This window comes from Pigmentiphaga litoralis (assembly GCF_014651835.1).
Classification (GTDB): Bacteria; Pseudomonadota; Gammaproteobacteria; order Burkholderiales; family Burkholderiaceae_B; genus Pigmentiphaga; species Pigmentiphaga litoralis.
Genome location: NZ_BMXQ01000003.1, coordinates 109,063 through 130,553 on the forward strand (window position 1 = coordinate 109,063; position 21,491 = coordinate 130,553).

20 protein-coding genes and 1 pseudogene are annotated in these 21,491 nt (G+C 64.7%); 16 read left to right on the forward strand and 5 right to left on the reverse strand.

What is annotated here, in order from left to right:
* Positions 1–26: 26 nt before the first annotated feature.
* From rfaD to cysM, 3 genes are all read left to right on the forward strand, one after another.
* Positions 27–1,016 (forward strand): ADP-glyceromanno-heptose 6-epimerase, encoded by a 990-nt coding sequence (gene rfaD, locus IE116_RS23515; RefSeq protein ID WP_189616083.1) that lies wholly within the window; start codon positions 27–29, stop codon positions 1,014–1,016.
* A 543-nt stretch (positions 1,017–1,559) separates the two neighbouring features.
* Entirely contained in the window at positions 1,560–2,042 is a 483-nt protein-coding gene (locus IE116_RS23520; protein ID WP_229828852.1) for a ComEA family DNA-binding protein, read from the forward strand.
* 29 nt (positions 2,043–2,071) lie between these two features.
* Positions 2,072–2,977: a cysteine synthase CysM gene (gene cysM / locus IE116_RS23525; RefSeq protein WP_189616084.1), complete on the forward strand. Its 906-nt coding sequence runs from the start codon at positions 2,072–2,074 to the stop codon at positions 2,975–2,977.
* 64 nt (positions 2,978–3,041) lie between these two features.
* On the opposite strand, the gene mltB is transcribed toward cysM, so the two are convergent.
* Positions 3,042–4,217 carry a lytic murein transglycosylase B gene (mltB, locus tag IE116_RS23530; RefSeq protein WP_189616606.1) on the reverse strand — a complete coding sequence of 392 codons (1,176 nt, stop codon included), beginning with the start codon at positions 4,215–4,217 and terminating at the stop codon, positions 3,042–3,044.
* 279 nt (positions 4,218–4,496) lie between these two features.
* On the opposite strand from mltB, the gene IE116_RS23535 reads away from it, so the two are divergent.
* The 6 genes from IE116_RS23535 (at position 4,497) to IE116_RS23560 (ending at position 11,549) form a co-directional block, all read left to right on the forward strand.
* A complete protein-coding gene (locus IE116_RS23535) occupies positions 4,497–5,420 on the forward strand; it encodes a histone deacetylase family protein (protein ID WP_189616085.1) in 924 nt (307 codons plus the stop codon).
* Positions 5,421–5,616: 196 nt separating this feature from the next.
* A complete protein-coding gene (locus tag IE116_RS23540) occupies positions 5,617–6,366 on the forward strand; it encodes an electron transfer flavoprotein subunit beta/FixA family protein (protein ID WP_189616086.1) in 750 nt (249 codons plus the stop codon).
* 5 nt (positions 6,367–6,371) lie between these two features.
* The gene (locus IE116_RS23545) at positions 6,372–7,307 is read left to right on the forward strand and encodes an electron transfer flavoprotein subunit alpha/FixB family protein (RefSeq protein ID WP_189616088.1); all 936 of its coding nucleotides are present in this window, start codon (positions 6,372–6,374) and stop codon (positions 7,305–7,307) included.
* 129 nt (positions 7,308–7,436) lie between these two features.
* Positions 7,437–9,263: an acyl-CoA dehydrogenase gene (locus IE116_RS23550; protein ID WP_189616089.1), complete on the forward strand. Its 1,827-nt coding sequence runs from the start codon at positions 7,437–7,439 to the stop codon at positions 9,261–9,263.
* A 2-nt stretch (positions 9,264–9,265) separates the two neighbouring features.
* Positions 9,266–9,649: an arsenate reductase (glutaredoxin) gene (arsC, locus tag IE116_RS23555; RefSeq protein ID WP_189616090.1), complete on the forward strand. Its 384-nt coding sequence runs from the start codon at positions 9,266–9,268 to the stop codon at positions 9,647–9,649.
* A 73-nt stretch (positions 9,650–9,722) separates the two neighbouring features.
* Positions 9,723–11,549 carry an alkaline phosphatase D family protein gene (locus tag IE116_RS23560; RefSeq protein WP_189616091.1) on the forward strand — a complete coding sequence of 609 codons (1,827 nt, stop codon included), beginning with the start codon at positions 9,723–9,725 and terminating at the stop codon, positions 11,547–11,549.
* 98 nt (positions 11,550–11,647) lie between these two features.
* Here IE116_RS23560 and cysW read toward each other — a convergent pair whose 3' ends face one another.
* The 4 genes from cysW to IE116_RS23580 form a co-directional block, all read right to left on the reverse strand.
* Complete coding sequence (gene cysW / locus IE116_RS23565) at positions 11,648–12,499, reverse strand: sulfate ABC transporter permease subunit CysW (RefSeq protein WP_189616092.1); 852 nt, start codon at positions 12,497–12,499, stop codon at positions 11,648–11,650.
* Positions 12,500–12,501: 2 nt separating this feature from the next.
* Positions 12,502–13,347, reverse strand: coding sequence for a sulfate ABC transporter permease subunit CysT (gene cysT, locus IE116_RS23570; RefSeq protein ID WP_189616093.1), 846 nt, complete (start codon positions 13,345–13,347; stop codon positions 12,502–12,504).
* A 39-nt stretch (positions 13,348–13,386) separates the two neighbouring features.
* Complete coding sequence (gene cysP, locus IE116_RS23575) at positions 13,387–14,394, reverse strand: thiosulfate ABC transporter substrate-binding protein CysP (RefSeq protein WP_189616094.1); 1,008 nt, start codon at positions 14,392–14,394, stop codon at positions 13,387–13,389.
* Positions 14,395–14,457: 63 nt separating this feature from the next.
* Complete coding sequence (locus IE116_RS23580) at positions 14,458–15,066, reverse strand: RBBP9/YdeN family alpha/beta hydrolase (protein WP_189616095.1); 609 nt, start codon at positions 15,064–15,066, stop codon at positions 14,458–14,460.
* 241 nt (positions 15,067–15,307) lie between these two features.
* On the opposite strand from IE116_RS23580, the gene IE116_RS23585 reads away from it, so the two are divergent.
* The 7 genes and pseudogenes from IE116_RS23585 to IE116_RS23615 all read left to right on the forward strand — a co-directional run bounded on the left by IE116_RS23585 (position 15,308) and on the right by IE116_RS23615 (position 21,412).
* Positions 15,308–15,949 carry a peroxiredoxin gene (locus IE116_RS23585; protein WP_189616097.1) on the forward strand — a complete coding sequence of 214 codons (642 nt, stop codon included), beginning with the start codon at positions 15,308–15,310 and terminating at the stop codon, positions 15,947–15,949.
* A gap of 124 nt (positions 15,950–16,073) precedes the next feature.
* Entirely contained in the window at positions 16,074–16,478 is a 405-nt protein-coding gene (locus IE116_RS23590; protein WP_189616099.1) for a DoxX family protein, read from the forward strand.
* 319 nt (positions 16,479–16,797) lie between these two features.
* Positions 16,798–17,298, forward strand: a pseudogene (locus tag IE116_RS23595) (ABC transporter permease family protein); the annotation flags it as partial.
* A gap of 18 nt (positions 17,299–17,316) precedes the next feature.
* A complete protein-coding gene (locus IE116_RS23600; protein ID WP_189616100.1) occupies positions 17,317–18,375 on the forward strand; it encodes a sulfate/molybdate ABC transporter ATP-binding protein in 1,059 nt (352 codons plus the stop codon).
* Positions 18,372–19,178, forward strand: a complete 807-nt coding sequence (locus tag IE116_RS23605) for a phosphoadenylyl-sulfate reductase (RefSeq protein WP_189616102.1) — start codon at positions 18,372–18,374, stop codon at positions 19,176–19,178. The genes IE116_RS23600 and IE116_RS23605 overlap by 4 nt, the downstream gene beginning before the upstream one ends.
* Positions 19,179–19,181: 3 nt before the next feature.
* Entirely contained in the window at positions 19,182–20,096 is a 915-nt protein-coding gene (gene cysD / locus IE116_RS23610) for a sulfate adenylyltransferase subunit CysD (RefSeq protein ID WP_373303098.1), read from the forward strand.
* A complete protein-coding gene (locus IE116_RS23615; RefSeq protein ID WP_189616104.1) occupies positions 20,096–21,412 on the forward strand; it encodes a sulfate adenylyltransferase subunit 1 in 1,317 nt (438 codons plus the stop codon). Before cysD ends, IE116_RS23615 begins: the two co-directional genes overlap by 1 nt.
* Positions 21,413–21,491 lie beyond the last annotated feature (79 nt).

A 21,491-nucleotide genomic window follows, 5' to 3' on the forward strand; every position in this document is an offset into this window, starting at 1 on the left:
GTTCGCCATGGAACAGGAAGCACATCATGATCATCGTCACCGGCGCTGCGGGATTCATCGGCAGCAACCTCGTCCAGGGGCTGAACGCCCAGGGCCATCGCGACATTCTGGCGGTGGACGATCTGCTCGAGGGCGACAAGTTCGTCAACCTGGTCGACGGCCAGATTGCCGACTACATGGACAAGGCCGAATTCCGCAAGCGCGTCATGGACCGCAGCCTGCCACCCATCGACGCGATCCTGCACCAGGGCGCCTGCTCGGACACCACCGAGCGCAACGGCGCCTACATGATGGACAACAACTACCGCGTCACCCATGAGCTGTTCGACTACTCGCAGCAGCAGCGGATTCCACTCATCTATGCGTCGTCGGCCGCCGTGTATGGTGCCGGCCCGGATTACGTGGAAGACCTGAAGTACGAAAAGCCATTGAACGTGTACGGCTATTCCAAATTTTTGTTCGACCAGGTGTTGCGCCGGTACCTGGGCAAGCTGACCGCGCCGGTGATTGGCCTGCGCTACTTCAACGTGTATGGTCCCCGCGAACAGCACAAGGGGCGCATGGCGTCCGTGGCCTTCCACAACATGAACCAGTTCCTGTCCGAAGGGCATGTGCGGCTGTTTGGCGGCTGGGATGGCTATCCCGATGGCGGCCAGCAGCGGGACTTCATCTCGGTGCACGACGCCGTGGCAGTAAACCTTCACTTCCTGGAACACCATGACCACCCGGGCGTCTACAACTGCGGCACCGGTCGCGCACAGCCATTCAACGATGTGGCGATGGCGGTGGTGAACACGCTGCGGGAAGAGCAGGGCGAGGCGGCATTGCCTCTGGACGAGCTGGTCGCCAAGGGGCTGATCCGTTACATCCCGTTCCCCGATGACCTGAAGGGCCGCTACCAGAGCTACACGCAGGCCGACACGACGCAGCTGCGCGAAGCCGGGTACACGGCGCCGATGCGCGATGTGCAGACCGGTGTGTCGGAATACGTGCGGGCGCTGCGCGCCGCCAAGTGATTGGATGACGCCAGGGGCGTGTCGAGGGGACGGGTTGCAGGTGCTGAACCGTCGCGTCGGCTGCACGTCCTACGTAGCGTTGCGCTAGGACATCGCGGCGCGCCGCGGCGCCGCTTGGTGGCCCATCGGCGCACGATGGAGGTTCTGATCTGCCCTTGCGTGTCTTGCCAGCCGGCCGGGACGCGCAGGCAGCCATGCACCTGGAGCCGCCCAATGAATCCCTTTCTTGAATCTGCCTGCGCCAAGCCGCCTGGCGCGCCGTCGTCTGCCTCTGCACCGTCAAGCGCTTCGTCCACGGGTGCTACCGTACCGGCGCCCTGCGAACTGTCAGCGGATGAACTGGCCGCGTGCGACATCGGGGCGGCAGAGGGGGCTGAGGCGGCAGAGGCGCCGGGGTCCGTGTCCGCCTTGGCCGAGCCAGCGACCTCCAGGCCACCGGCCCCCGCGCCGCCTGCCGTGCACGCAAACCCGTCGTCGTCCACTGTGCACGGCCTGCCGTCGTGGTTGCCTGACACGTCACCACGCCACCGGACACGCGCTGTATTGCGCCGCACGCGCCACTTGGTCTTCCTGGCCGCGCTGACCGCCGGCGGGGTCTCGCTTGCTACCCCGGGCGCCGCCTACGGACTGGACGTCAACACGGCCACCCAAGCGCAGCTTGAAGGCATCCGCGGCATCGGGCCCAAGACGGCGTCCTTGATCGTGCGCGAGCGGCAGCAGCGCGGCCAGTTTTCGTCGTTCGAGGATTTTGCCGGACGGGTACGCGGCATCGGCCCCAAGAGGGCCGAGCGGCTGGCGGCGCAGGGGCTGACGGTCGGTGCGTCGCCTCGGGTGATGGCATCCCGGCCCACGGCCAACGCCGATACACGCAGCACGCGTTCCACTACATTCCCAGCGCAGGCGTTCGGCGCATCCGCGTCTCCTCCGGCCCGCACGTCGCCGTTCCCGCCGTCCCCCGATCCGTCCCGCATGCCCCCTGCGCTGATCGTGAATACGCCTGATGCCAGTAAGGGCAAGGGCCATTAAACCGCCTCGCGCGGAGTTATCATCGACCTATGAAATCCTATCCCACCATTGAAGACACCATCGGCAAGACGCCGTTGGTTCGCCTGCAGCGGATTCCCGGTGCGGGCAACGCGGCGCGCGGCAACATCATTCTTGGCAAGCTCGAGGGCAACAACCCCGCCGGCTCCGTGAAGGATCGCCCGGCGCTCTCCATGATCAAACGCGCGGAAGAGCGCGGCGAGATCAAGCCCGGCGACACGCTCATCGAGGCCACCAGCGGCAACACCGGCATTGCGCTGGCGCTGGTGGCGGCGATCCGCGGGTACAAGATGCTGCTGATCATGCCCGACAATCTGTCCGTCGAGCGTCGCGCGGCCATGACCGCCTATGGCGCCCAGCTGATTCTGACGCCAGCGGCCAGCGGCGGCATGGAATACGCCCGCGACCTGGCCGTGTCGATGCAGTCGGAAGGCAAGGGCAAGGTCCTGGACCAGTTCGCCAGTCCCGACAATCCGCTGGCGCACGTCGAGACGACCGGCCCGGAAATCTGGGACGACACCGACGGCGCCGTGACGCACTTCGTTAGCGCGATGGGCACGACCGGAACGATCATGGGGGTGTCCACCTACCTGAAGTCGCGCAATCCCGCGATCCAGATCGTTGGCGCCCAGCCCACCGAAGGCTCGTCGATTCCCGGCATCCGCAAGTGGCCTGAGGCCTACCTGCCGTCCATCTACGACGGCAGCCGGGTCGACCGCGTCGAATACGTCACACAGGCCGATGCCGAGCAGATGGCGCGCCGGCTGGCGTCCGAAGAGGGCATCTTTGCGGGGATTTCAGCCGCGGGTGCGCTGGTGACGGCGCTGCGCGTGGCCGAAGAAGTCAGCAATTCGACGATCGTCTTCATCGTCTGTGATCGCGGGGACCGCTACCTGTCCACCGGCGTCTTTAACTGAGACTGAGTGTCGCCCCAAGCCCCGGGAAAGCAGGTTCCCCGGGGCGGGTGGGTGCTCGGCAGGGTCAGGGCTTCTTCTTTTCCAGTTCCGCCGCCAGGTCGGCAACCGATGTGGCGTAGAAGTAGCTGCGGTTGTACTGGGTGATCGCAAAGAAGTTCGGTGCGGCCACACGGTATTCGGTGGTGTCGGTGGGGCCGTCGTACAGGTCGATCACGCCCATCTTCCAATCCGTCCAGGCGCCGCTCCAAGTGCCGTCGGTGTTGATGATGCGGGCGCCCGCCGCGTTCAGTTGCGGCCAGGTCAGGGTAGGGACCAGGCCGCCGTCCACCAGGGGTTTGGGGTCGGCGGGCAGGCGCACCGGCAGGAAGACGGGCTGGCCGGGTTTCCAGCCGTGCTCGATCAGGAAGTTCGCCACTGACGCAATCGCATCGTCGGGGCTGGCCAGCAGATTGATCTTGCCGTCGCCGTCGCCGTCGACCGCAAAGCGGCGCTGGCTGCCCGGCATGAATTGCGGCAGGCCGATCGCGCCCGCGTAAGAACCTTGCACGGACAGGGGATCGAGCCCCGATTCCTTGCAGAGCACCAGGAACTGCGCGAGCTGTTCGCGAAAGAAGGGGCTGCGGTCATTCGGCGCTTGCGGCGGGTAGTCGAAGGCGAGCGTGGACAGGGCGTCCAGCACACGGAAGTTGCCGGTCACGCGGCCGTAGAAGGTCTCGACGCCAATGATGGACACGATGATGGACGCCGGTACGCCATACTTGGCTTCGGTGCGCGCCAGCATCGGGCCGTGCTTGACCCAGAAGTCGACCCCTTCCTTGATGCGGCGCGGCTCGACAAAACGCGTGCGGTAGCGCGGCCAGCTGCGGACCGACGGCGTGGCGGCGGGCAGGACGAGCTTGGCAACGGTGGCCGAAAAGCGCGCCTGCTTCAGGATGGCGGCCACGTCGGCCGGATCCAGCCCGCGCTGGGCCATCTCGGCTGCAAAGGCGGCCTTGGCGTTGCTTTCGTTGGGCGACGGCGCAACTTCTACGGCGGGGGCTGATGGTGTCGTCGGCGTTGTCGATGTCGTCGGTGTCACGGCGACCGGCATGGACGTGGCGCCGGATGCAGCGGTCCCCGCGTTGGCGGATACGGTGCCGGCCGACCCGTACGATGTCGAACCCGACGCTGCGGCCCCAGCGGGCACGCCGCCCGATGCCGATGCCGTGCCCGACGCGCTGCCCGGGGCATTGCCCCCCATCGCCGGCGTCGTGCCGGGGGTCGATCCGCCGGCAGTCGCCACCGCGCTCCCGCCCGCTGGCGCCGACGACATGTCGCCCGCCGCCGGATCGGTGGACGCGCAGCCCGCCAGCACGCCGGCGGTCAGGCAAAGGACCCAGGCGGTTCGGGACGGAAGAAGGGCAGGGCGGGAAAGTCGATCGGAGAAAGGCACGCGTAATTACCCGGTTGGCTGAAGCAAGGAAAACGAGGATGCTGCACGGTGTCAGCCACGGTTGCAAGTCGGAGACCCTTTTCACGCATGGCCACGCTGTTTTTTACCCACCCCGAATGCCGCTTGCACGAGATGGGCGAGTGGCACCCCGAAACGCCGCTACGCCTGGACGCCATTACGGATCAGCTGCTTGCATCCGGCGTTTTGCCCCATCTTGACGAACGCGAAGCGCCGGCCGCGCCCGACGACGCGTTGTTGCGTGTCCACACACCTGCTTACCTGGCTGAACTGGCCCGCCGCGCGCCTGCCGAAGGCTATGCCGAGATCGACCCCGACACGTCGCTGAACCCGCACACCCATGCCGCAGCATTGCATGCGGCGGGCGCGGGCATCGCGGCAGTCGACGCCGTCATGGCGGGCGAGTCAGATACCGCCTTTTGCTCGGTACGCCCACCGGGCCACCATGCGTGCCCGGATCGGGCCATGGGCTTCTGCTTCCTGAGCAATATCGCGGTTGCCGCGCGCCACGCCCTGGACCACCACGGCCTGGAGCGGGTGGCCGTGATCGACTTCGACGTCCACCATGGCAACGGTACCGAAGCCGCGCTGAGCAACGACCCTCGCGTGCTGATGTGCGGCTTCTTCCAGCACCCGTTCTACCCGCACAGCGGGACCGATCACCCGGCGCCGAACATGCTGAACCAGCCAGTGCCCGCCTACACGACCGGCAACGCGATCCGCGAGCTGGTGGAAAACGTCTGGCTGCCGCGCCTGCACGAGTTCAAGCCGCAACTGATCCTGATCTCCGCCGGCTTCGACGCCCACCGCGAAGACGACCTGGGCCAGATGGGCCTGGTCGAGGCGGACTATGCCTGGATTACGACGCAGCTGGTGACGGTGGCGCAGGCGCACGCCCAGGGGCGCGTCGTGAGCAGCCTGGAGGGTGGCTACAACCTGTCGGCGCTGGGCCGCAGCGTGACCGCGCACATCCGGGCGCTGGCGGGCATCTGACGCCTCGGCCGCGCCAGGCGGCCCGGATCCTGGCCGGTCTGCCGGGCCGGGCGGCAGAGATCCTGACCCTTCTGCCGGGCCGTATCCCCCCTTCAGGATCGTCCAGGCAAATGGCGGCATAATAAAGGGCTGATAAAGATTCTTTTGGTAATCCCCCGGGCGTTTGCTGCCGGGGCCCAACTCGAGAGGCCGCTTCATGAAGGTGCTGGTGCCAGTCAAGCGTGTGGTTGACTACAACGTCAAGGTACGCGTCAAGTCCGATCAATCGGGCGTGGACATCGCGAACGTCAAGATGTCGATGAACCCGTTCGACGAGATCGCCGTCGAAGAGGCCACGCGCCTCAAGGAAAAGGGCGTGGCGACCGAAGTCGTGGCCGTGTCTTGCGGCGTGACGCAAAGCCAGGAAACGCTGCGTACCGCCATGGCCATCGGCGCCGACCGCGCGATCCTGGTCGAATCGACCGTCGAACTGCAGCCGCTGGCTGTCGCCAAGCTGCTCAAGGCGCTGGTCGACAAGGAACAGCCGCAGCTGGTGATCCTGGGCAAGCAGGCGATCGACGACGATTCGAACCAGACCGGCCAGATGCTGGCGGCGCTGCTGGGCTGGCCGCAAGCCACGTTCGCCAGCAAGGTCGAAGTTGCCGACGGCAAGGCCACGGTCACCCGCGAAGTCGACGGTGGCCTGGAAACCCTGTCATTGACGCTGCCGGCCGTGATCACGACCGACCTGCGCCTGAATGAGCCGCGGTATGTCACGCTGCCCAACATCATGAAGGCCAAGAAGAAGCCGCTGGAAACCGTCAAGCCGGAAGACCTGGGCGTGGATGTGGCGCCGCGCCTGAAGACACTCAAGGTGTCCGAGCCGCCTGCGCGGCAGGCCGGTGTGAAGGTGGCCAACGTCGCGGCGTTGGTCGACAAGCTCAAGAACGAAGCCAAGGTGGTATGACAATCATGACAACGCTCGTCATTGCAGAACACGATAACGCCAGCATCAAGCCCGCCACGCTGAACGCCGTCACGGCGGCCGTCAAGATCGGCGGCGACATCCACGTGCTGATCGCCGGATCGGGCGCGCAGGCTGCCGCGGATGCCGCCGCGCAAGTGGCCGGTGTGACCAAGGTCCTGCTGGCCGACGCCCCGGCGTTTGCCGAAGGCCTGGCCGAAAACGTGGCCGAGCAGGTGCTCGCTGTTGCGGGCAGCAACCAGTACAGCCACCTGCTGTTCACTGCGACTGCCTACGGCAAGAACATTGCCCCGCGCGTGGCGGCCAAGCTGGACGTGGCCCAGGTGTCCGACATCATTGCCGTCGAATCGCCGGACACCTTCCAGCGTCCGATCTATGCCGGCAACGCGATTGCCACGGTGCAATCGGCCGATCCGGTCAAGGTGATTACCGTCCGGACCACCGCGTTCGACGGCGCGGCCGCCACCGGTGGCTCGGCCACGGTCGAAACGCTGTCGGCCGTGGGCGACGCCGGCAAGGCTGCCTTTGTGGGCCGTGAAGTCGCCAAGAGCGATCGTCCGGAACTGACCGCCGCCAAGGCGGTGGTCTCGGGTGGCCGCGGCATGGGCAACGCCGACAACTTCAAGCTGCTCGAGCCGCTGGCCGACAAGCTGGGCGCAGCCATGGGTGCATCGCGCGCCGCGGTGGACGCAGGCTACGCGCCGAACGACTGGCAGGTGGGCCAGACCGGCAAGATCGTGGCGCCGCAGCTGTATGTGGCCATCGGTATTTCGGGCGCCATCCAGCACCTGGCCGGCATGAAGGACTCCAAGGTCATCGTGGCGATCAACAAGGATGCCGAGGCGCCGATCTTTGGCGTGGCCGACTACGGTCTGGTCGCTGACCTGTTCACGGCCGTGCCGGAGCTGGTGCAGGCCCTGTAATGGCCCACGTGGATCGCGTCGCCTGACCCGATCCGCGCACGCTGCACGATCCCGCCGCCGGTCCATCGCCTTGGACCGGCGCGTTTGTTTTCAGCGCGTTTTTTTCTACCCGCCGGGCGGAGGATGAGCATGGCTTTTGTCGCACCGTTACGAGATATCCGCTTCGTTCTCAATGAGCTCGCGGGGCTCGACAAGGTGCGGCAGCTGCCCGGCGGCGACGACATCGCTCCGGAAATCGTCGATGCCGTCCTTGAAGAAAACGCGCGGCTGCTGCAGGACGCCGTCGCGCCGCTGAACCATCCGGCCGACCGCCAGCCCGCCACGCTGGCGGGCGGCGTGGTCACCACGTCCCCCGGCTTCAAGGCCGCCTTCCGCGAATTCGTGACCGGCGGCTGGCAAGGGCTGTCCCATCCAACGGAATTCGGCGGACAGGGACTGCCCAAGCTGCTGGCCACCCCGTGCGTCGAAAACCTGAATGCAGCCAGCCTGTCATTCGGGCTGTGTCCGCTGCTGACCGACGGCGCCATCGAAGTCCTGCTGACCGCCGGTACGCCTGCCCAGCGCGCCCTGTATGTGCCCAGGCTGGTGGATGGCACGTGGACCGGCACCATGAACCTGACCGAGCCGCAGGCCGGGTCCGATCTGTCGCAGGTGCGTACTCGTGCCGTGCCCCAGGGCGATGGCACCTATCGCCTGTTCGGGCAAAAAATCTACATCACCTATGGCGAGCATGACCTTGCCGAGAACATCGTGCACATGGTCCTTGCGCGGCTGCCCGATGCGCCGGAAGGCGTCAAGGGCATCTCGCTGTTCATGGTGCCGAAGTTCCTGGTCAACGACGACGGCTCGCTGGGTGCGCGCAACGACGTGTGGTGCGCATCGCTCGAGCACAAGCTGGGCATCAAGGCGAGCCCGACGGCCGTGCTGCTGTATGGCGACAACCAGGGTGACGTGGGCGCAGGCGCCGTGGGCACCTTGATCGGCACCGAACATCGCGGCCTGGAAACCATGTTCATCATGATGAACGCGGCCCGGTTTGCAGTGGGCGTGCAGGGCGTCGCGATCTCTGAGCGCGCCATGCAGCAGGCCGTGTCCTACGCGCGCGATCGTGTGCAGAGCCGCGCGGTGGAAGGGTCCGCCGGGCCGGTGGCGATCGTGCAGCACCCCGACGTGCGCCGCAACCTGATGACGATGCGGGCGCTGACGCAGGCGTCGCGCGCCATGGCCTACGTGGCGGCGGGCGCCTTCGATTTTGCGCACCGGCATCCGGATGCCGAGACGCGCCAGAAGAATCAGGCCTTGTATGAATACATGGTGCCGATCATCAAGGGCTTTGCCACCGAGATGGCCATCGAGGTCACCTCGACAGGGGTGCAGGTGCATGGCGGCATGGGCTTCATCGAAGAGACGGGCGCCGCGCAGCACTATCGCGACGCACGCATCCTGGCCATCTACGAAGGCACCACCGCCATCCAGGCCAATGACCTGGTCGGACGCAAGACCGTGCGCGACCAGGGCGCCGTGGCGCGCGGCGTGATCGCGGCGATGCGCGAGACCCATGCGGCCTTGCTCTCGACGCCGGCCACCGCGGCAGCCCATGCCGACCTGGCCGACCTGAGCGACATCGCTCGATTCCTGGCTACGGGCATTGCCGACCTGGAAGCCTGCGTGGACTATGTCGTCAGGCAGGCCAAGGCGCAGCCGCGCGAGGTCCACGCCGGCAGCGTGCCCTATCTGATGCTATCGGGCTACGTGCATGGCGGCTGGCAGATGGCGCGCGCCGCCGTGGTGTGCCGCGATCGCATGGCCGCCGGGGATCTCGAACCCTTCCTTACCGGCAAGCTGGCGACGGCCCGCTTCTATTGCTCTAACATCCTGCCTCGCGCCAGTGCCCTTCGCACGGCGATTCTTGAAGGCAGCGCAGGTGTGCTCGCCCTCGACCCGGACCAATTCTGATCATGCAACCCACCATTTATCACAACCCGGCCTGCGGCACCTCGCGGACCACGCTCGCGCTGCTGGAGTCGCTGGGCTACGAGCCCACGGTCATCGAATACCTGAAGACGCCGCCGTCGCGCGACACGCTGTCTGGCCTTGCCCGCCAGGGCGGCATGGAAGTCCGCGATCTGGTCCGCCAGAAAGAGGCGCTGTATGTCGAAATGGGCCTGAACGATCCGGCCGTGACCGATGAACAACTGCTCGATGCCATGGTGGACAACCCCATCCTGATCAACCGGCCTATCGTGTCGACCAAGCTGGGCGTGCGCCTGTGCCGCCCGGCCGAACTCGTGCGCGAGATCCTGCCCCCGCCCGAAGAGACGCCCGTCAACACCGAGGGTTGACGCCGCCTTTCACCTTCATCCTGCTGTCACGCAGCGCGCCCACACTCCCGAGACTTCAATTTCGGGAATGGTCATGGCCGACTCCACTGCTTTGTCACGCCGTCGTTTCTTCCGGCGTGTGGCCGCTGGCACCGCATCGGTGTCGGCGACCCTCAGTCTGGCTGCCTGTGGCGGCGGCGATGACGCCGATCCCGCGCTGGGTTTTACCCACGGGGTCGCCAGCGGCGATCCGCTGTCCAACCGTCTGGTGATCTGGACGCGCGCCGTGCCCGAGGGCAATGGCGAGGGTGACGTCTCTGTCGACTGGCAGGTTGCCACCGACGACGCGTTCACCGCGGTGGTCCGCTCCGGATCGGCCACCACCAATGCGTCCCGCGACTTCACCGTCAAGGTCGACGTGGACGGCTTGTCGCCCGCCACCGTCTACCGCTATCGCTTCCGCAAGGGCGATCGGACCTCGCCAGTTGGCAAGGGCAAGACGCTGCCGGTCGGCAAGGTCGATGCTGTCCGCCTTGCCGTGGTGTCGTGCTCCAACTACCCGGCCGGCTACTTCCATGTCTATGCCGAGGTCGCCAAGCGCACGGACCTGGATGCCGCCGTCCACCTGGGCGACTACATCTACGAATACGCCAGCACGGGCTACGCATCGGAAAAGGCAGTGGCCCTGGGCCGCGTGTCGGACCCCGCCAACGAAATCGTCGTGCTGGCCGACTACCGCCGCCGCTACGCGCAATACCGCAGCGACCCGGACCTGCAGAAGGCGCATGCCGCCCTGGCCTTCATTACCGTGTGGGACGACCACGAGATTACCAACGACACGTGGACGGACGGCGCCGAAAACCACCAGCCCGCCACCGAAGGCGACTTTGCCTTGCGCAAGGCCGCGGCCATCCGGGCGTACCACGAGTGGCTGCCCACCCGTGAACAGAGCCCGCTGAACAAGATCTACCGCAGCTTTGATTTTGGCGAGCTGATGTCGCTGCACATGCTCGACACGCGGGTCATTGCCCGGAACAAGCAGCTGGACTACAGCACCTACTTTCCGGCGCTGCTTGGCAATCCGGATCCGGTTGCGGGCGTGCAGGCCTTCTTGGCGCAATTTGCCGGTGACGTGTCCAAGGCCGACCGGCAACTGCTGGGCGCCGAGCAGACCACCTGGCTGCAGCAGCGCATGAGCGCGTCCAAAGCCACCTGGCAGGTGCTTGGACAGCAAGTGCTGATGGGCGCCGTGCAGATCCCCTTGCCGGTGCTGCTGGGCCTGCTCGAAGGCGCCGGACAGCTTGGCAACGTGCAGATCCCGGCCACCATCAAGCTGGACCCGGTCGCCTACCTGACCTTGCTGGGCCGCCAGGCCGCCGGGGATCCGACCCTGACCGCCGCGCAAAAGGCGCTGCTGTCCTTGCCGTCGATCCCCTACAACCTGGATTCCTGGGATGGGTATTGGGCCGCGCGCGAAACGGTATTTGAAATCGCGCGTGCGCTGGACAAAAACCTGGTCGTTCTGGCGGGCGATACCCACAACGCCTGGTCCAGCGATCTGCGGGTCGGCGCCGGCAGCTTTGCCGGAACGCCGGTGGGGGTGGAATTCGCGACCTCATCCGTCACGTCGCCGGGCTTCGAGGAATACCTGGGCGCCGGCTTCCCGGCCGACCAGCTGGCCTTTGCCTTGACCTCGCTGGCCAATCTCAACACCCTGGGCGCGGGCGTGCGGCTGGCCGGATCGCTCAAGTATGCCGAGACAGCCAAACGCGGCTATCTGGTCATGACCGTGACGGCAACAGAAGCCCGGTCGGACTGGTACGTGGTGGATACGGTGCAGGCCAAGACCTACCAGACGTCCTTGAACAAGAGCCTGCGGGCCTTGCCGGGGGCGGCAAACCGCAAGCTGGTCGCGGTTTGAGTCTGCCAGGCAGCACCTGAAACAACGGCCCGGACAACGTGATGTTGCCGGGCCGTTGTCATAGGTGTGCCGGAAAGGGGCACGCGCCTATCCGTCCATCAATGCCGCACTCCCAGCCGCGCCGCCGCTCCCTGGCCTTGTTCCCGACGGCTCTGCGACCATTCCATGACGGTCTTGAGCACCAGCGTCAGCAGCGCCATGCAGGCCAGCAGACCCGCGGCGGTGAACGCTCCCACGGTCTTGTAATCGTCGTTCAGCTGTTCCACCAGCAGCGGCAGGTTCACCGTCTGCCCGCGAATCGCGCCTGACACGACCGAGACCGCGCCGAACTCACCCACGGCGCGTGCATTGGTGATCACGACGCCATACAGCAGCGCCCACTTGATATTGGGCAGCGTGACACGCCGGAAGATCTGCCATCCGCCTGCGCCCAAGGTCAGCGCAGCCTGTTCTTCGTCGCTGCCTTGCGCCTGCATCAGCGGAATCAGGATGCGCGCAACGAACGGCGACGTGACGAAAATCGTGACCATGACGATGCCGGGCCACGCGAACATCAACTGGATGTCATGGGCCGAGAACCACGCGCCCAGGGCGCTTTCGCTGCCGTAGATCACCAGATAGCACAGGCCCGCGACCACCGGAGAGGTGGCATAGGGAATGTCGATCAGGGTGACCAGCAGCTTGCGTCCGCGAAATTCATAGTGCGTCACGCACCAGGCCAGCAGGATGCCAAACACCAGGTTGACCGGGACCGTGATCGCCGCGGTGAACAGCGTCAGCTGGATCGCGTGGACCATATCCGGATCCGCCAGGTTGTGCGCGACCGCCGCCCAGCCCGCACTGAAGGCCTTGGCAAAGATGATGACGAGCGGAAGAATCAGCAGCACCACGACGCAGACCAGGCCTGCCGCCACCAATGACCATTGTTGCCAACCACGAGGTTTCTGCATGGCTAGCCCCTGCGTTGCCAGGAAAGGAATCGGCCTTGCAGCAGCTGCAGCGTGAACAGCAGCACCAGCGAGGCCAGCAGCACCACCGACGCGATGGCGGCCGCCGACGGGTAATTGAATTCGGCCAGGCGCACGAAGATCATGAGTGACGTGATTTCGGTCTCGAAGGGCATGTTGCCCGCGATCAGGATCACCGCGCCGAATTCGCCCAGGCTGCGAATGAAGGCCTGCGATGCCCCGGTTACCAGGGCCGGCACCAGCGACGGCAGAATCACGCGCCAGAAGGTCTGCGCGCGTGTGGCGCCCAGCGTATGCGCGGCTTCTTCGTATTCCGGGCCGACGTCCTGCAGCACGGGCTGCACGGCGCGCACCACGAAAGGCAGGCTGGTGAAGATCATGGCGATCACGATGCCCGGAAAGGCGTAGGCGATCTTGATGTCGAACATCGCGAAGTACTGGCCTATCCAGCCGTTGGCGGCAAACAGCGCGGCCATGGTCAGGCCGGCCACCGCGGTCGGCAACGCAAAGGGCAGGTCGACCAGCGTGTCGATCAGCTTGCGTCCCGGGAAGTCATAGCGGGTGATGATCCAGGCCAGAAGCAGCCCCACCCCGGTCACGATGATGGTCGAGTACAGGGCGCCCAGTGCGGTTACCTTGTAGCTCGCCACCACCCGGGGGTCGGAAATGGCGCCCCAGAATTCCTGCCATGACATGCCGCTCGTATAGATGAACAGCGCCGACAGCGGCAGCAAAATGACCAGGCTCAAAAACAACACGCTCAGACCAAAGCTGAGCGTGAATCCCGGCAGCGTGGGATGCCGGGTAAAAAACACGGTTGATCGGGGCACCAGGTGTCCTATTCCTCGTCGGGCGTTGAAGTCCCGAGATTATCGTCCCTGAGCGAGCAGCTGGTCGAGAATGCCGTTCGAACCGAAGTGGGTCTTGGTGATGTTGTCCCACGAACCGAACAACTCTTCCGCGCGAAGCAGCTTGACGGCGGGGAACTGGCTTGCCGTCGCCTTCACGACCTCAGGGTTGTGGACACGATAATAAAACGTCGTGAGCTGTGTTTGGGCTTCCTTGGTGTAAAGATAGTTCAGGTAGGCCGTCGCTTCCTTGCGGGTGCCCTTGGCATCGACCACCTTGTCCACCACCGCCACCGGAAATTCAGCCAGGATGCTGACCGGGGGCACGACCACTTCGTAGCCTGCGCTCTTGAACTCGTTTTTGATGTTGTTGACTTCCGATTCGAAGCTCGGCAACACGTCGCCCTGCGCGCGTTCGGCAAAGCTGACGGTCGCGCCGCGGCCACCGGTGTCGAACACGGCAACGTTCTTGAGCAGCTTGCCCACGAACGCCTTGGTCTTGGCATCGTCACCCTTGGTCTGCTGGTTGGCGTACAGCCAGGCGGCCAGATAGGTGTAGCGGGCGTTGCCCGACGTCTTGGGGTTGGGGAACACCAGCTTCACGTCATCGCGCACCAGGTCGTCCCACGACTTGATGTTCTTGGGGTTGCCCTTGCGCACCAGGAAGGCGATGGTGCTGTAGAACGGCGAGCTGTTGTTGGCGAACTTCTTTTGCCAATCCTTGGCCAGCAGGTTGCGGTCGGCCAGGAAGTCGACGTCGGTGACCTGGTTGAAAGTGACCACGTCGGCCTTCAGGCCCTGCAGGATGGCCTGCGCCTGACGCGACGAGCCGCCATGCGACTGGTTGATGACCAGGGTTTCGCCGCTCTGGGCCTTGTAGGCGGCGATGAACTTCGGATTGACGGCTTCGAACAGTTCACGCGCCACATCATAGGAGCTGTTGAGCAGGGCTTTTTCCTGGGCGTGCGCCGTGCCGCCAGCAAAGGCGGCCACGGTGACGGCGCTCAACGCGATGAATTTCTTGAACATGAACTCGGGTTCCTTGATGGACTGCGAATGAATTGAAAATGAGGGGGAGAGAGGGGATATGGGTCAGTGCGAGCCCAGCGGCGGCACATGCCCGGCCAGCGGGGGCGTACGGCAGACGGCGACCGGGACACGCCAGCGCGCGCGGCGCCGCAGCGCGGCCAGCAGCTTCAGGCCCTGAGGCCAGTCGCCATACCCCGATGCAACGTTGATGTGGCCAGCGTCTTCCAGCACTTCAAGGCGGCTGCCCCACGCATCGGCAAAACGGCGGGCACGATCCAGCGAGCAATAGGGATCATTGGTGCTTGCCACGACCACGCTCGGGTAGGGCAGGGTATGCAGGGGCACCGGACGAAAACTGTGCAGGGTAGCGGGCGCCCCGGGCCGTTCCACATCGGCCGGCGCGACCAGCAATGCGCCGGCAACCTTGTCGCGAATGCCTAGTGGCAGATGCGCCACCGTCACGCAGCCCAGGCTGTGGGCAATCAGCAGCGGCGGGCGATTCGAGGCCTCGATCGCGGCCGACAGTTCAGCAACCCAGTCCGCCACGCGCGGCGTTTCCCAGTCGGCCTGCGCCACGCGGCTGGCGCGTGGCAGGCTGGCTTCCCAGACGCTTTGCCAGTGCTCGGGGCCGGAATTGCGCCAGCCAGGGACGATGAGGGGTTGTAGACGCATGGGGTGCATCATCCTCGTTGTCTTCATTACTTGGAACGAAGATTTACTCTTTTGTTTATTACTACAAGTTCTGTAGGCCGCTACCCCTTGCAAGCCGCCAAAACGCGCTGGCGGCCCTTTGCCTGGCATATCGATATGTGCAAGTATTGGTTCGCCGGCGCGCGTCCAGCCTCCAGAATTGCTTGCTGCGATCGCCCCGTTGCGACAGTCTTAACGACAAAACCATTACGTGGAGAACAACATGTCGACATTACGCCTCGGTGATACCGCCCCCGACTTCGAGCAGGACTCGTCCAAGGGCCGCATCACATTCCATGAGTATCTCGGCGACAGCTGGGGTGTGCTTTTTTCGCACCCCGCGGACTTCACCCCCGTGTGCACGACCGAGCTGGGCTACACGTCCAAGCTGGCGCAAGAGTTCGCCAAGCGCAACGTGAAGGTGCTGGCGCTGTCGGTGGACGAAGCCGCGTCGCACCAGAAGTGGATCGGCGACATCAACGAAACCCAGAACACCACCGTGGACTTTCCGATCCTGGCCGACGCCGATCGCAAGGTGTCCACGCTGTATGACATGATCCATCCCAACGCCAGCGCGACCGCCACGGTCCGTTCGGTGTTCGTGATCGACCCGGCCAAGAAGGTCCGCCTGACCATTACCTATCCGGCCAGCACCGGCCGCAATTTCGATGAGATCCTGCGCGTCATCGATTCGCTGCAGCTGACCGACCAGTACAGCGTCGCCACGCCGGTGAACTGGAAAGATGGCGAGGACGTGATCATCCTGCCGTCGATCCAGGATCCTGAAGTCATCAAGTCGAAGTTCCCGAAGGGTCACACGGTCGTCAAGCCTTACCTGCGCACGACACCACAACCCAACAAGTAATCGGTCGAATCCTGTTCCATGGCAGAGCGCCTCTCGACGGCTGGGCATTGTCCTGATAGGGTCACGGTCTTGTGCTTTGACCTCTCGCTTCACCACCCAATCTTCGATCAATAGGGATCTGCTGATGAACAACAACGACGACCTCGGCAAACTGATTTTGCGCCTGACGCTGGGCATCCTGATTCTGCTGCACGGCATCAACAAGGTATTCAACGGCGTCGGTGGCGCCGAGGGCATGCTTGCGTCGCACGGGCTGCCGGCTTTCGTGGCCTACGGTGCGTACGTGGGCGAAGTGCTGGCACCGATCCTTCTGATTTTGGGCATCTATGCCCGTGTTGGCGGCGTGCTGGTGGTCATCAACATGCTGTTCGCGATCTTTCTGGCGCATAGCGGCCAGCTGGGCACCATCACCAAGACAGGCGGCTGGGCGCTGGAACTCCAGGCCTTCTTCCTGTTCACGGGTCTGGCCATCGCCTTCCTGGGCGCAGGCCGCTACAGCATCGGTGGCAAGACGGGCAAGCTGAACTGAAGCAGGGTGGGCGGCCAGCGCCGCCTGCGTGAGTCGAAAGCCGGCGTTCGAAAGAACGCCGGCTTTTTATTTTCCTTTCATTGCCCTTTATTGCTCGCTACACGGCGTCGGGCGCCTGGCGCACGCCGGGGCACCGGGCAAGACCGCGGCGCGCACCAGGGCGGGCTTGGCCGGCTACCAGCTTGCGGTCTTCTTCCAGAGGTGGTGCCTTGTGCGCAGGTGATGTCCAGCGACCGTCTGCCCATGGCCTTATGTGCTCAGCGCATAAAGACAGGAATGTTCTAACGCACTCCTTCCATATGGTTTTAAGGAATAAACAATAAGCAAAGAGTTCGTTCCCTTGCTGCGCCGCGTCACCGATGATGTCGGCTCGACAATAAAAGCGGCGGAAGCGGCCGTCACGTGTCGCCCGGGGTGGCTGGCCAGGACCTTCGTGACCTTTCCCTTCTGGCGCGCGAGTCGTCGCCGCGTGAGCCTGCCGAACATCAAGTGGGGCCTGCTGTATGGCGTGATTCTGTGCAATGGGCGCGCCATGGGAGAATTCGAGGCGGTGTCGGTCGTCTCCGGACAGATCCGGGACGAGACCAACACCATCCCGTTGCACGTCGAGATTCTGTACAACGAACATGCCTGCCAGGCGTCCTTTGCGGTGGCCTCCATGCTGGCGCGGGTGACCCTGGTATTGAAATCATTGGTCGAGTGGCGATCGTCGCGGCAGGGCGCCCAGGCCGGCCTGCCCGCCGAGTACCCCGGTCCGGCCGCCAGCGCCGTGCCCGGCCCGGGCGCCGCCGCGGTTCGACCGCAGACCGTTGCCGCGTGAACGGCACAAGGATTCCTCATGAGTATCGAAGTCCGCAATCTGTCCAAAGCCTTCGGGTCCTTCAAGGCGCTCGACGACATTTCGCTGCATATCGAATCGGGCGAACTGGTCGCGCTGCTGGGCCCGTCCGGCTGTGGGAAGACCACACTGCTGCGCATCATCGCGGGTCTGGAAACGGCCGATCAGGGCAGCGTGCTGTTTTCGGGCGAAGACGCGACCGACGTGCACGTGCGTGAACGCCAGGTCGGTTTCGTGTTCCAGCACTACGCCCTGTTCCGGCACATGACCGTGTTCGAGAACGTGGCGTTCGGCCTGCGCGTCAAGCCGCGCAGCATCCGCCCGAGCGAAGCCGAGATCCGCGAGAAGGTCCATCGCCTGCTCAATCTGGTGCAGCTCGATTGGCTGTCGGATCGTTACCCGTCGCAACTGTCGGGCGGACAGCGTCAACGTATCGCGCTGGCGCGTGCATTGGCGGTTGAGCCCCGCGTCCTGCTGCTGGACGAGCCTTTCGGCGCACTGGACGCCAAGGTGCGCAAGGAACTGCGCCGCTGGTTGCGCCGCCTGCATGACGAACTGCATGTGGCCAGCGTGTTCGTGACGCACGACCAGGAAGAAGCCCTGGAAGTGGCCGACCGCGTGGTGCTGATGAACTCCGGCAAGATCGAACAGGTCGGCACGCCGCGTGAAGTGTGGGAACGGCCTGCCACGCCGTTCGTGTATGGCTTCCTGGGCGACGTGAACCAGTTCCATGGCCGCGCCCATGGCGGTGTGGTCGACGTCGAAGGCTATGCGCTCAAGACGCCGGAACACGCCACGGCGCAGGACGCGAAAGCCACGGCCTATGTGCGGCCGCACGAGTTCGACGTGCGCCGCGGCGCCGTGGGCGACGAAGGCATTGTCACGACGTTTTCGCGCGCGTATCTGTCGGGCCCCAGCGCCTATCTGGAACTGGTGCGCGATGGCCGCGACAACCCGATCGAAGTCGAAATTCCGGTTTCCGAATTCCAGCAACTCAATCCGCAGAACGGCGAAACGCTGGTCATCCGGCCACGCAACGCCCAGGTATTTTTGACATGAGCACGACATTGCATGAAAGTGGCGCGGCCGTAGGCAACGCGACAGGGACCTCGGCCCCCGCCGCGCCACGCTCGCCGGCCGCCGCCGATGCACGCTACGACACCCTGGTCGCGACCCTGCGCGAGATTGCCGCCGACCACCCTGACGTGGTGCTGGCGTCTTCGCTTGCCGCCGAAGACATGGTGCTGACCCATGCCATTTACGCCAATGACATTCCGATCGAGATCTTCACGCTCGACACCGGCCGGCTCAACCCCGAAACGCTGGGCATGATCGACACGATCACGGCCCATTACGGCAAGACGATCCGCGTGGTCCGCCCCGATCCGGCGGCGGTCGACCAGTACGTGACCGATTACGGCGCGAACGCCTTCTACGAAAGCGTGCCGCTGCGCAAGGCCTGTTGCGAGATCCGCAAGGTGGTGCCGCTGCGCGGCGCGCTGGCGGGGCACAGCGCGTGGATCACGGGGCAGCGGCGGGAACAGGCCGTGACTCGCGGTGACTTGCCCGAGCGGGAACACGACCCCGTGTTCGGCCTCGAAAAGTACAACCCCCTGGTGCTGTGGACGCAAGACGACGTGTGGCAGACGCTGCGCCGTCTGGGCGTGCCCACCAATCCCCTGCATGACCGGGGCTATCCGTCCATCGGGTGCGAACCCTGTACCCGCGCCATCCGCCCCGGCGAAGACCTGCGTGCCGGCCGCTGGTGGTGGGAGTCATCCGACTCCAAGGAATGCGGGCTGCATGCCGGCAATGTGTCGGCCATTCCCGTCTCTGTTGATTTCTCGAAGCGTTCAGGCTGAATCATGTCCATTACTCTGACCCCCACGCGCAGCCATCTCGACTGGCTGGAAGCGCAGGCCATCTTCATCATGCGTGAAGTGGCGGCCGAATGCGCCAAACCCGTGCTGCTGTTTTCCGGCGGCAAGGATTCCTGCGTGCTGCTGCGGCTGGCCGAAAAGGCCTTTCGCCCGGGCGCCTTTCCCTTTCCGATGATGCACATCGACACAGGGCATAACTTCGAAGAAGTCATCACCTTCCGCGACGCCCGCGCCGCGGAACTGAACGAGACCCTGATCGTGCGCAGCGTGGAAGATTCCATGAAGCGCGGATCGGTCGTGCTGCGCAAGGAAACCGATTCGCGCAATGCCGCACAGGCGGTGACGCTGCTCGAAGCGATCGAAGAATTCGGCTTTGACGCGTGCATTGGCGGTGCGCGCCGCGATGAAGAAAAGGCGCGCGCCAAGGAACGCATCTTTTCGTTCCGCGACGAGTTCGGCCAGTGGAACCCGAAGGCGCAGCGGCCCGAACTTTGGAGTCTGTACAACACGCGCGTCCACAAGGGCGAGAACATGCGGGTGTTCCCGATCTCGAACTGGACCGAGCTGGATGTGTGGCAATACATCGCCCGCGAAAACCTGGCGTTGCCGTCGATCTATTACGCGCATCAACGCGACGTGATCCGCCGCAAGGGTCTGCTGGTGCCCGTCACGCCGATCACGCCGCCGGCCGACGGCGAAACGATCGAGAACGTGACGGTGCGCTTTCGTACCGTGGGCGATATCTCGTGCACGTGCCCGGTTGCGTCCGATGCCGCCGATCCGTACGCGATCATTGCCGAGACGGCGGTGACCGACATTACCGAACGCGGCGCGACCCGCATGGACGACCAGACCTCCGAGGCCTCGATGGAGCGCCGCAAAAAAGAAGGCTATTTCTGATGAACGTGATGACCGATCCCGCATTCTTTTCAACGGAAGATACCGGTGTGCTGCGCCTGATCACGGCCGGCTCGGTGGACGACGGCAAGTCGACCCTGATCGGCCGCCTGCTGTACGACAGCAAAGGCATCTTTGCCGACCAGCTCGATGCGATGTCGCGTGCCAAGTACAAACGCACCGTGGGCGACACCATCGACCTGTCGCTGCTGACCGATGGCCTGGAAGCCGAACGCGAGCAGGGCATCACCATCGATGTCGCGTACCGCTATTTTTCGACACCCAAACGCAAGTTCATCATTGCCGATGCGCCGGGGCACGAGCAGTACACGCGCAACATGGTGACGGGCGCCTCGACGTCAGACGTGGCCATCATCCTGATCGACGCCACCCGCGTGATCGACGGGCAACTGCTGGCGCAGACGCGCCGCCACAGCATGCTGGTCAAACTGCTGGGCCTGCAGCATGTGGTTGTCGCCGTCAACAAAATGGACCTGGTGGGCTGGGATGCCGCCGTCTTCAACCGGATCCGCGAAGCCTATTCGGTATTCGCAGGCAAGCTGGGCATTGCGCATTTCCATGTGCTGCCGCTGTCGGCGCTGACCGGCGACAACGTCGTGACGCGGTCGGTCAACACGCCGTGGTTCGACGGTGAGCCTTTGCTGGCCCTGCTTGAATCGCTGGAAGTGCGCGAAGGCACCGATCACCATGCACTGCGTTTCCCCATCCAGATGGTGGCGCGTCATGGCGGCGATCGCGCGGACGACTTCCGTGGCTACATGGGCCAGGTCGCCAGCGGCACCTTGCGCCGTGGCGATCGTATCGTCGTGCAGCCGGCTGGTACCGAAGCCACCGTGAAAGACCTGGTGACCTTTGATGGGTCGGTCGACGTCGCGATTGCCGGTGATGCCGTCACCGTGGTGTTGAATGAAGACGTGGATGCGTCGCGGGGCGACGTGCTGTCCCATGTCGAAACCGCAGGCACGGTCACGCGTGAGTTCGACGCCGAGATCTGCTGGCTCGATACCCAGGCGCTGAACCCGGCCCGCAAGTACCTGCTCAAGCAAGGCACGCGGTTGACGTCGGCCAAGGTCAAGGCCGTGGTGTCACGCCGGGACATTCACGAACTGCTGGACGTGCAGGATGGCAATGTGTCGCTGTCCATGAATGACATTGGCCGCGTGGTGATCGCCACGCGCGATCCGCTGGTGGTCGATCTCTATGACGAGATCGCGACTACGGGCGCTTTCATCCTGATCGACGAGGCCACCCACCAGACGGCTGCGGCGGGCATGGTGCGCAAGGCCATTGCCGACTGACGGAGCCTGAGCCCCCGGGGGCTGCATGGTAAAAAGGGCTGGCGCGTAAGACCTGATGTGACGGGTCGCACGCGCCAGC

What these genes read in the sequence shown, in the direction of transcription:
- rfaD (WP_189616083.1), top strand. Translation starts at nt 27, where the DNA reads ATGATCATCGTCACCGGCGCTGCGGGATTCATCGGCAGCAACCTCGTC.
- cysM (WP_189616084.1), top strand. Translation starts at nt 2,072, where the DNA reads ATGAAATCCTATCCCACCATTGAAGACACCATCGGCAAGACGCCGTTG.
- mltB (WP_189616606.1), bottom strand. Translation starts at nt 4,217, where the DNA reads ATGGGGGGCAATGCCCCGGGCAGCGCGTCGGGCACGGCATCGGCATCG.
- IE116_RS23535 (WP_189616085.1), top strand. Translation starts at nt 4,497, where the DNA reads ATGGCCACGCTGTTTTTTACCCACCCCGAATGCCGCTTGCACGAGATG.
- IE116_RS23540 (WP_189616086.1), top strand. Translation starts at nt 5,617, where the DNA reads ATGAAGGTGCTGGTGCCAGTCAAGCGTGTGGTTGACTACAACGTCAAG.
- IE116_RS23545 (WP_189616088.1), top strand. Translation starts at nt 6,372, where the DNA reads ATGACAACGCTCGTCATTGCAGAACACGATAACGCCAGCATCAAGCCC.
- IE116_RS23550 (WP_189616089.1), top strand. Translation starts at nt 7,437, where the DNA reads ATGGCTTTTGTCGCACCGTTACGAGATATCCGCTTCGTTCTCAATGAG.
- arsC (WP_189616090.1), top strand. Translation starts at nt 9,266, where the DNA reads ATGCAACCCACCATTTATCACAACCCGGCCTGCGGCACCTCGCGGACC.
- IE116_RS23560 (WP_189616091.1), top strand. Translation starts at nt 9,723, where the DNA reads ATGGCCGACTCCACTGCTTTGTCACGCCGTCGTTTCTTCCGGCGTGTG.
- cysW (WP_189616092.1), bottom strand. Translation starts at nt 12,499, where the DNA reads ATGCAGAAACCTCGTGGTTGGCAACAATGGTCATTGGTGGCGGCAGGC.
- cysP (WP_189616094.1), bottom strand. Translation starts at nt 14,394, where the DNA reads ATGTTCAAGAAATTCATCGCGTTGAGCGCCGTCACCGTGGCCGCCTTT.
- IE116_RS23580 (WP_189616095.1), bottom strand. Translation starts at nt 15,066, where the DNA reads ATGCGTCTACAACCCCTCATCGTCCCTGGCTGGCGCAATTCCGGCCCC.
- IE116_RS23585 (WP_189616097.1), top strand. Translation starts at nt 15,308, where the DNA reads ATGTCGACATTACGCCTCGGTGATACCGCCCCCGACTTCGAGCAGGAC.
- IE116_RS23590 (WP_189616099.1), top strand. Translation starts at nt 16,074, where the DNA reads ATGAACAACAACGACGACCTCGGCAAACTGATTTTGCGCCTGACGCTG.
- IE116_RS23600 (WP_189616100.1), top strand. Translation starts at nt 17,317, where the DNA reads ATGAGTATCGAAGTCCGCAATCTGTCCAAAGCCTTCGGGTCCTTCAAG.
- IE116_RS23605 (WP_189616102.1), top strand. Translation starts at nt 18,372, where the DNA reads ATGAGCACGACATTGCATGAAAGTGGCGCGGCCGTAGGCAACGCGACA.
- cysD (WP_373303098.1), top strand. Translation starts at nt 19,182, where the DNA reads ATGTCCATTACTCTGACCCCCACGCGCAGCCATCTCGACTGGCTGGAA.
- IE116_RS23615 (WP_189616104.1), top strand. Translation starts at nt 20,096, where the DNA reads ATGAACGTGATGACCGATCCCGCATTCTTTTCAACGGAAGATACCGGT.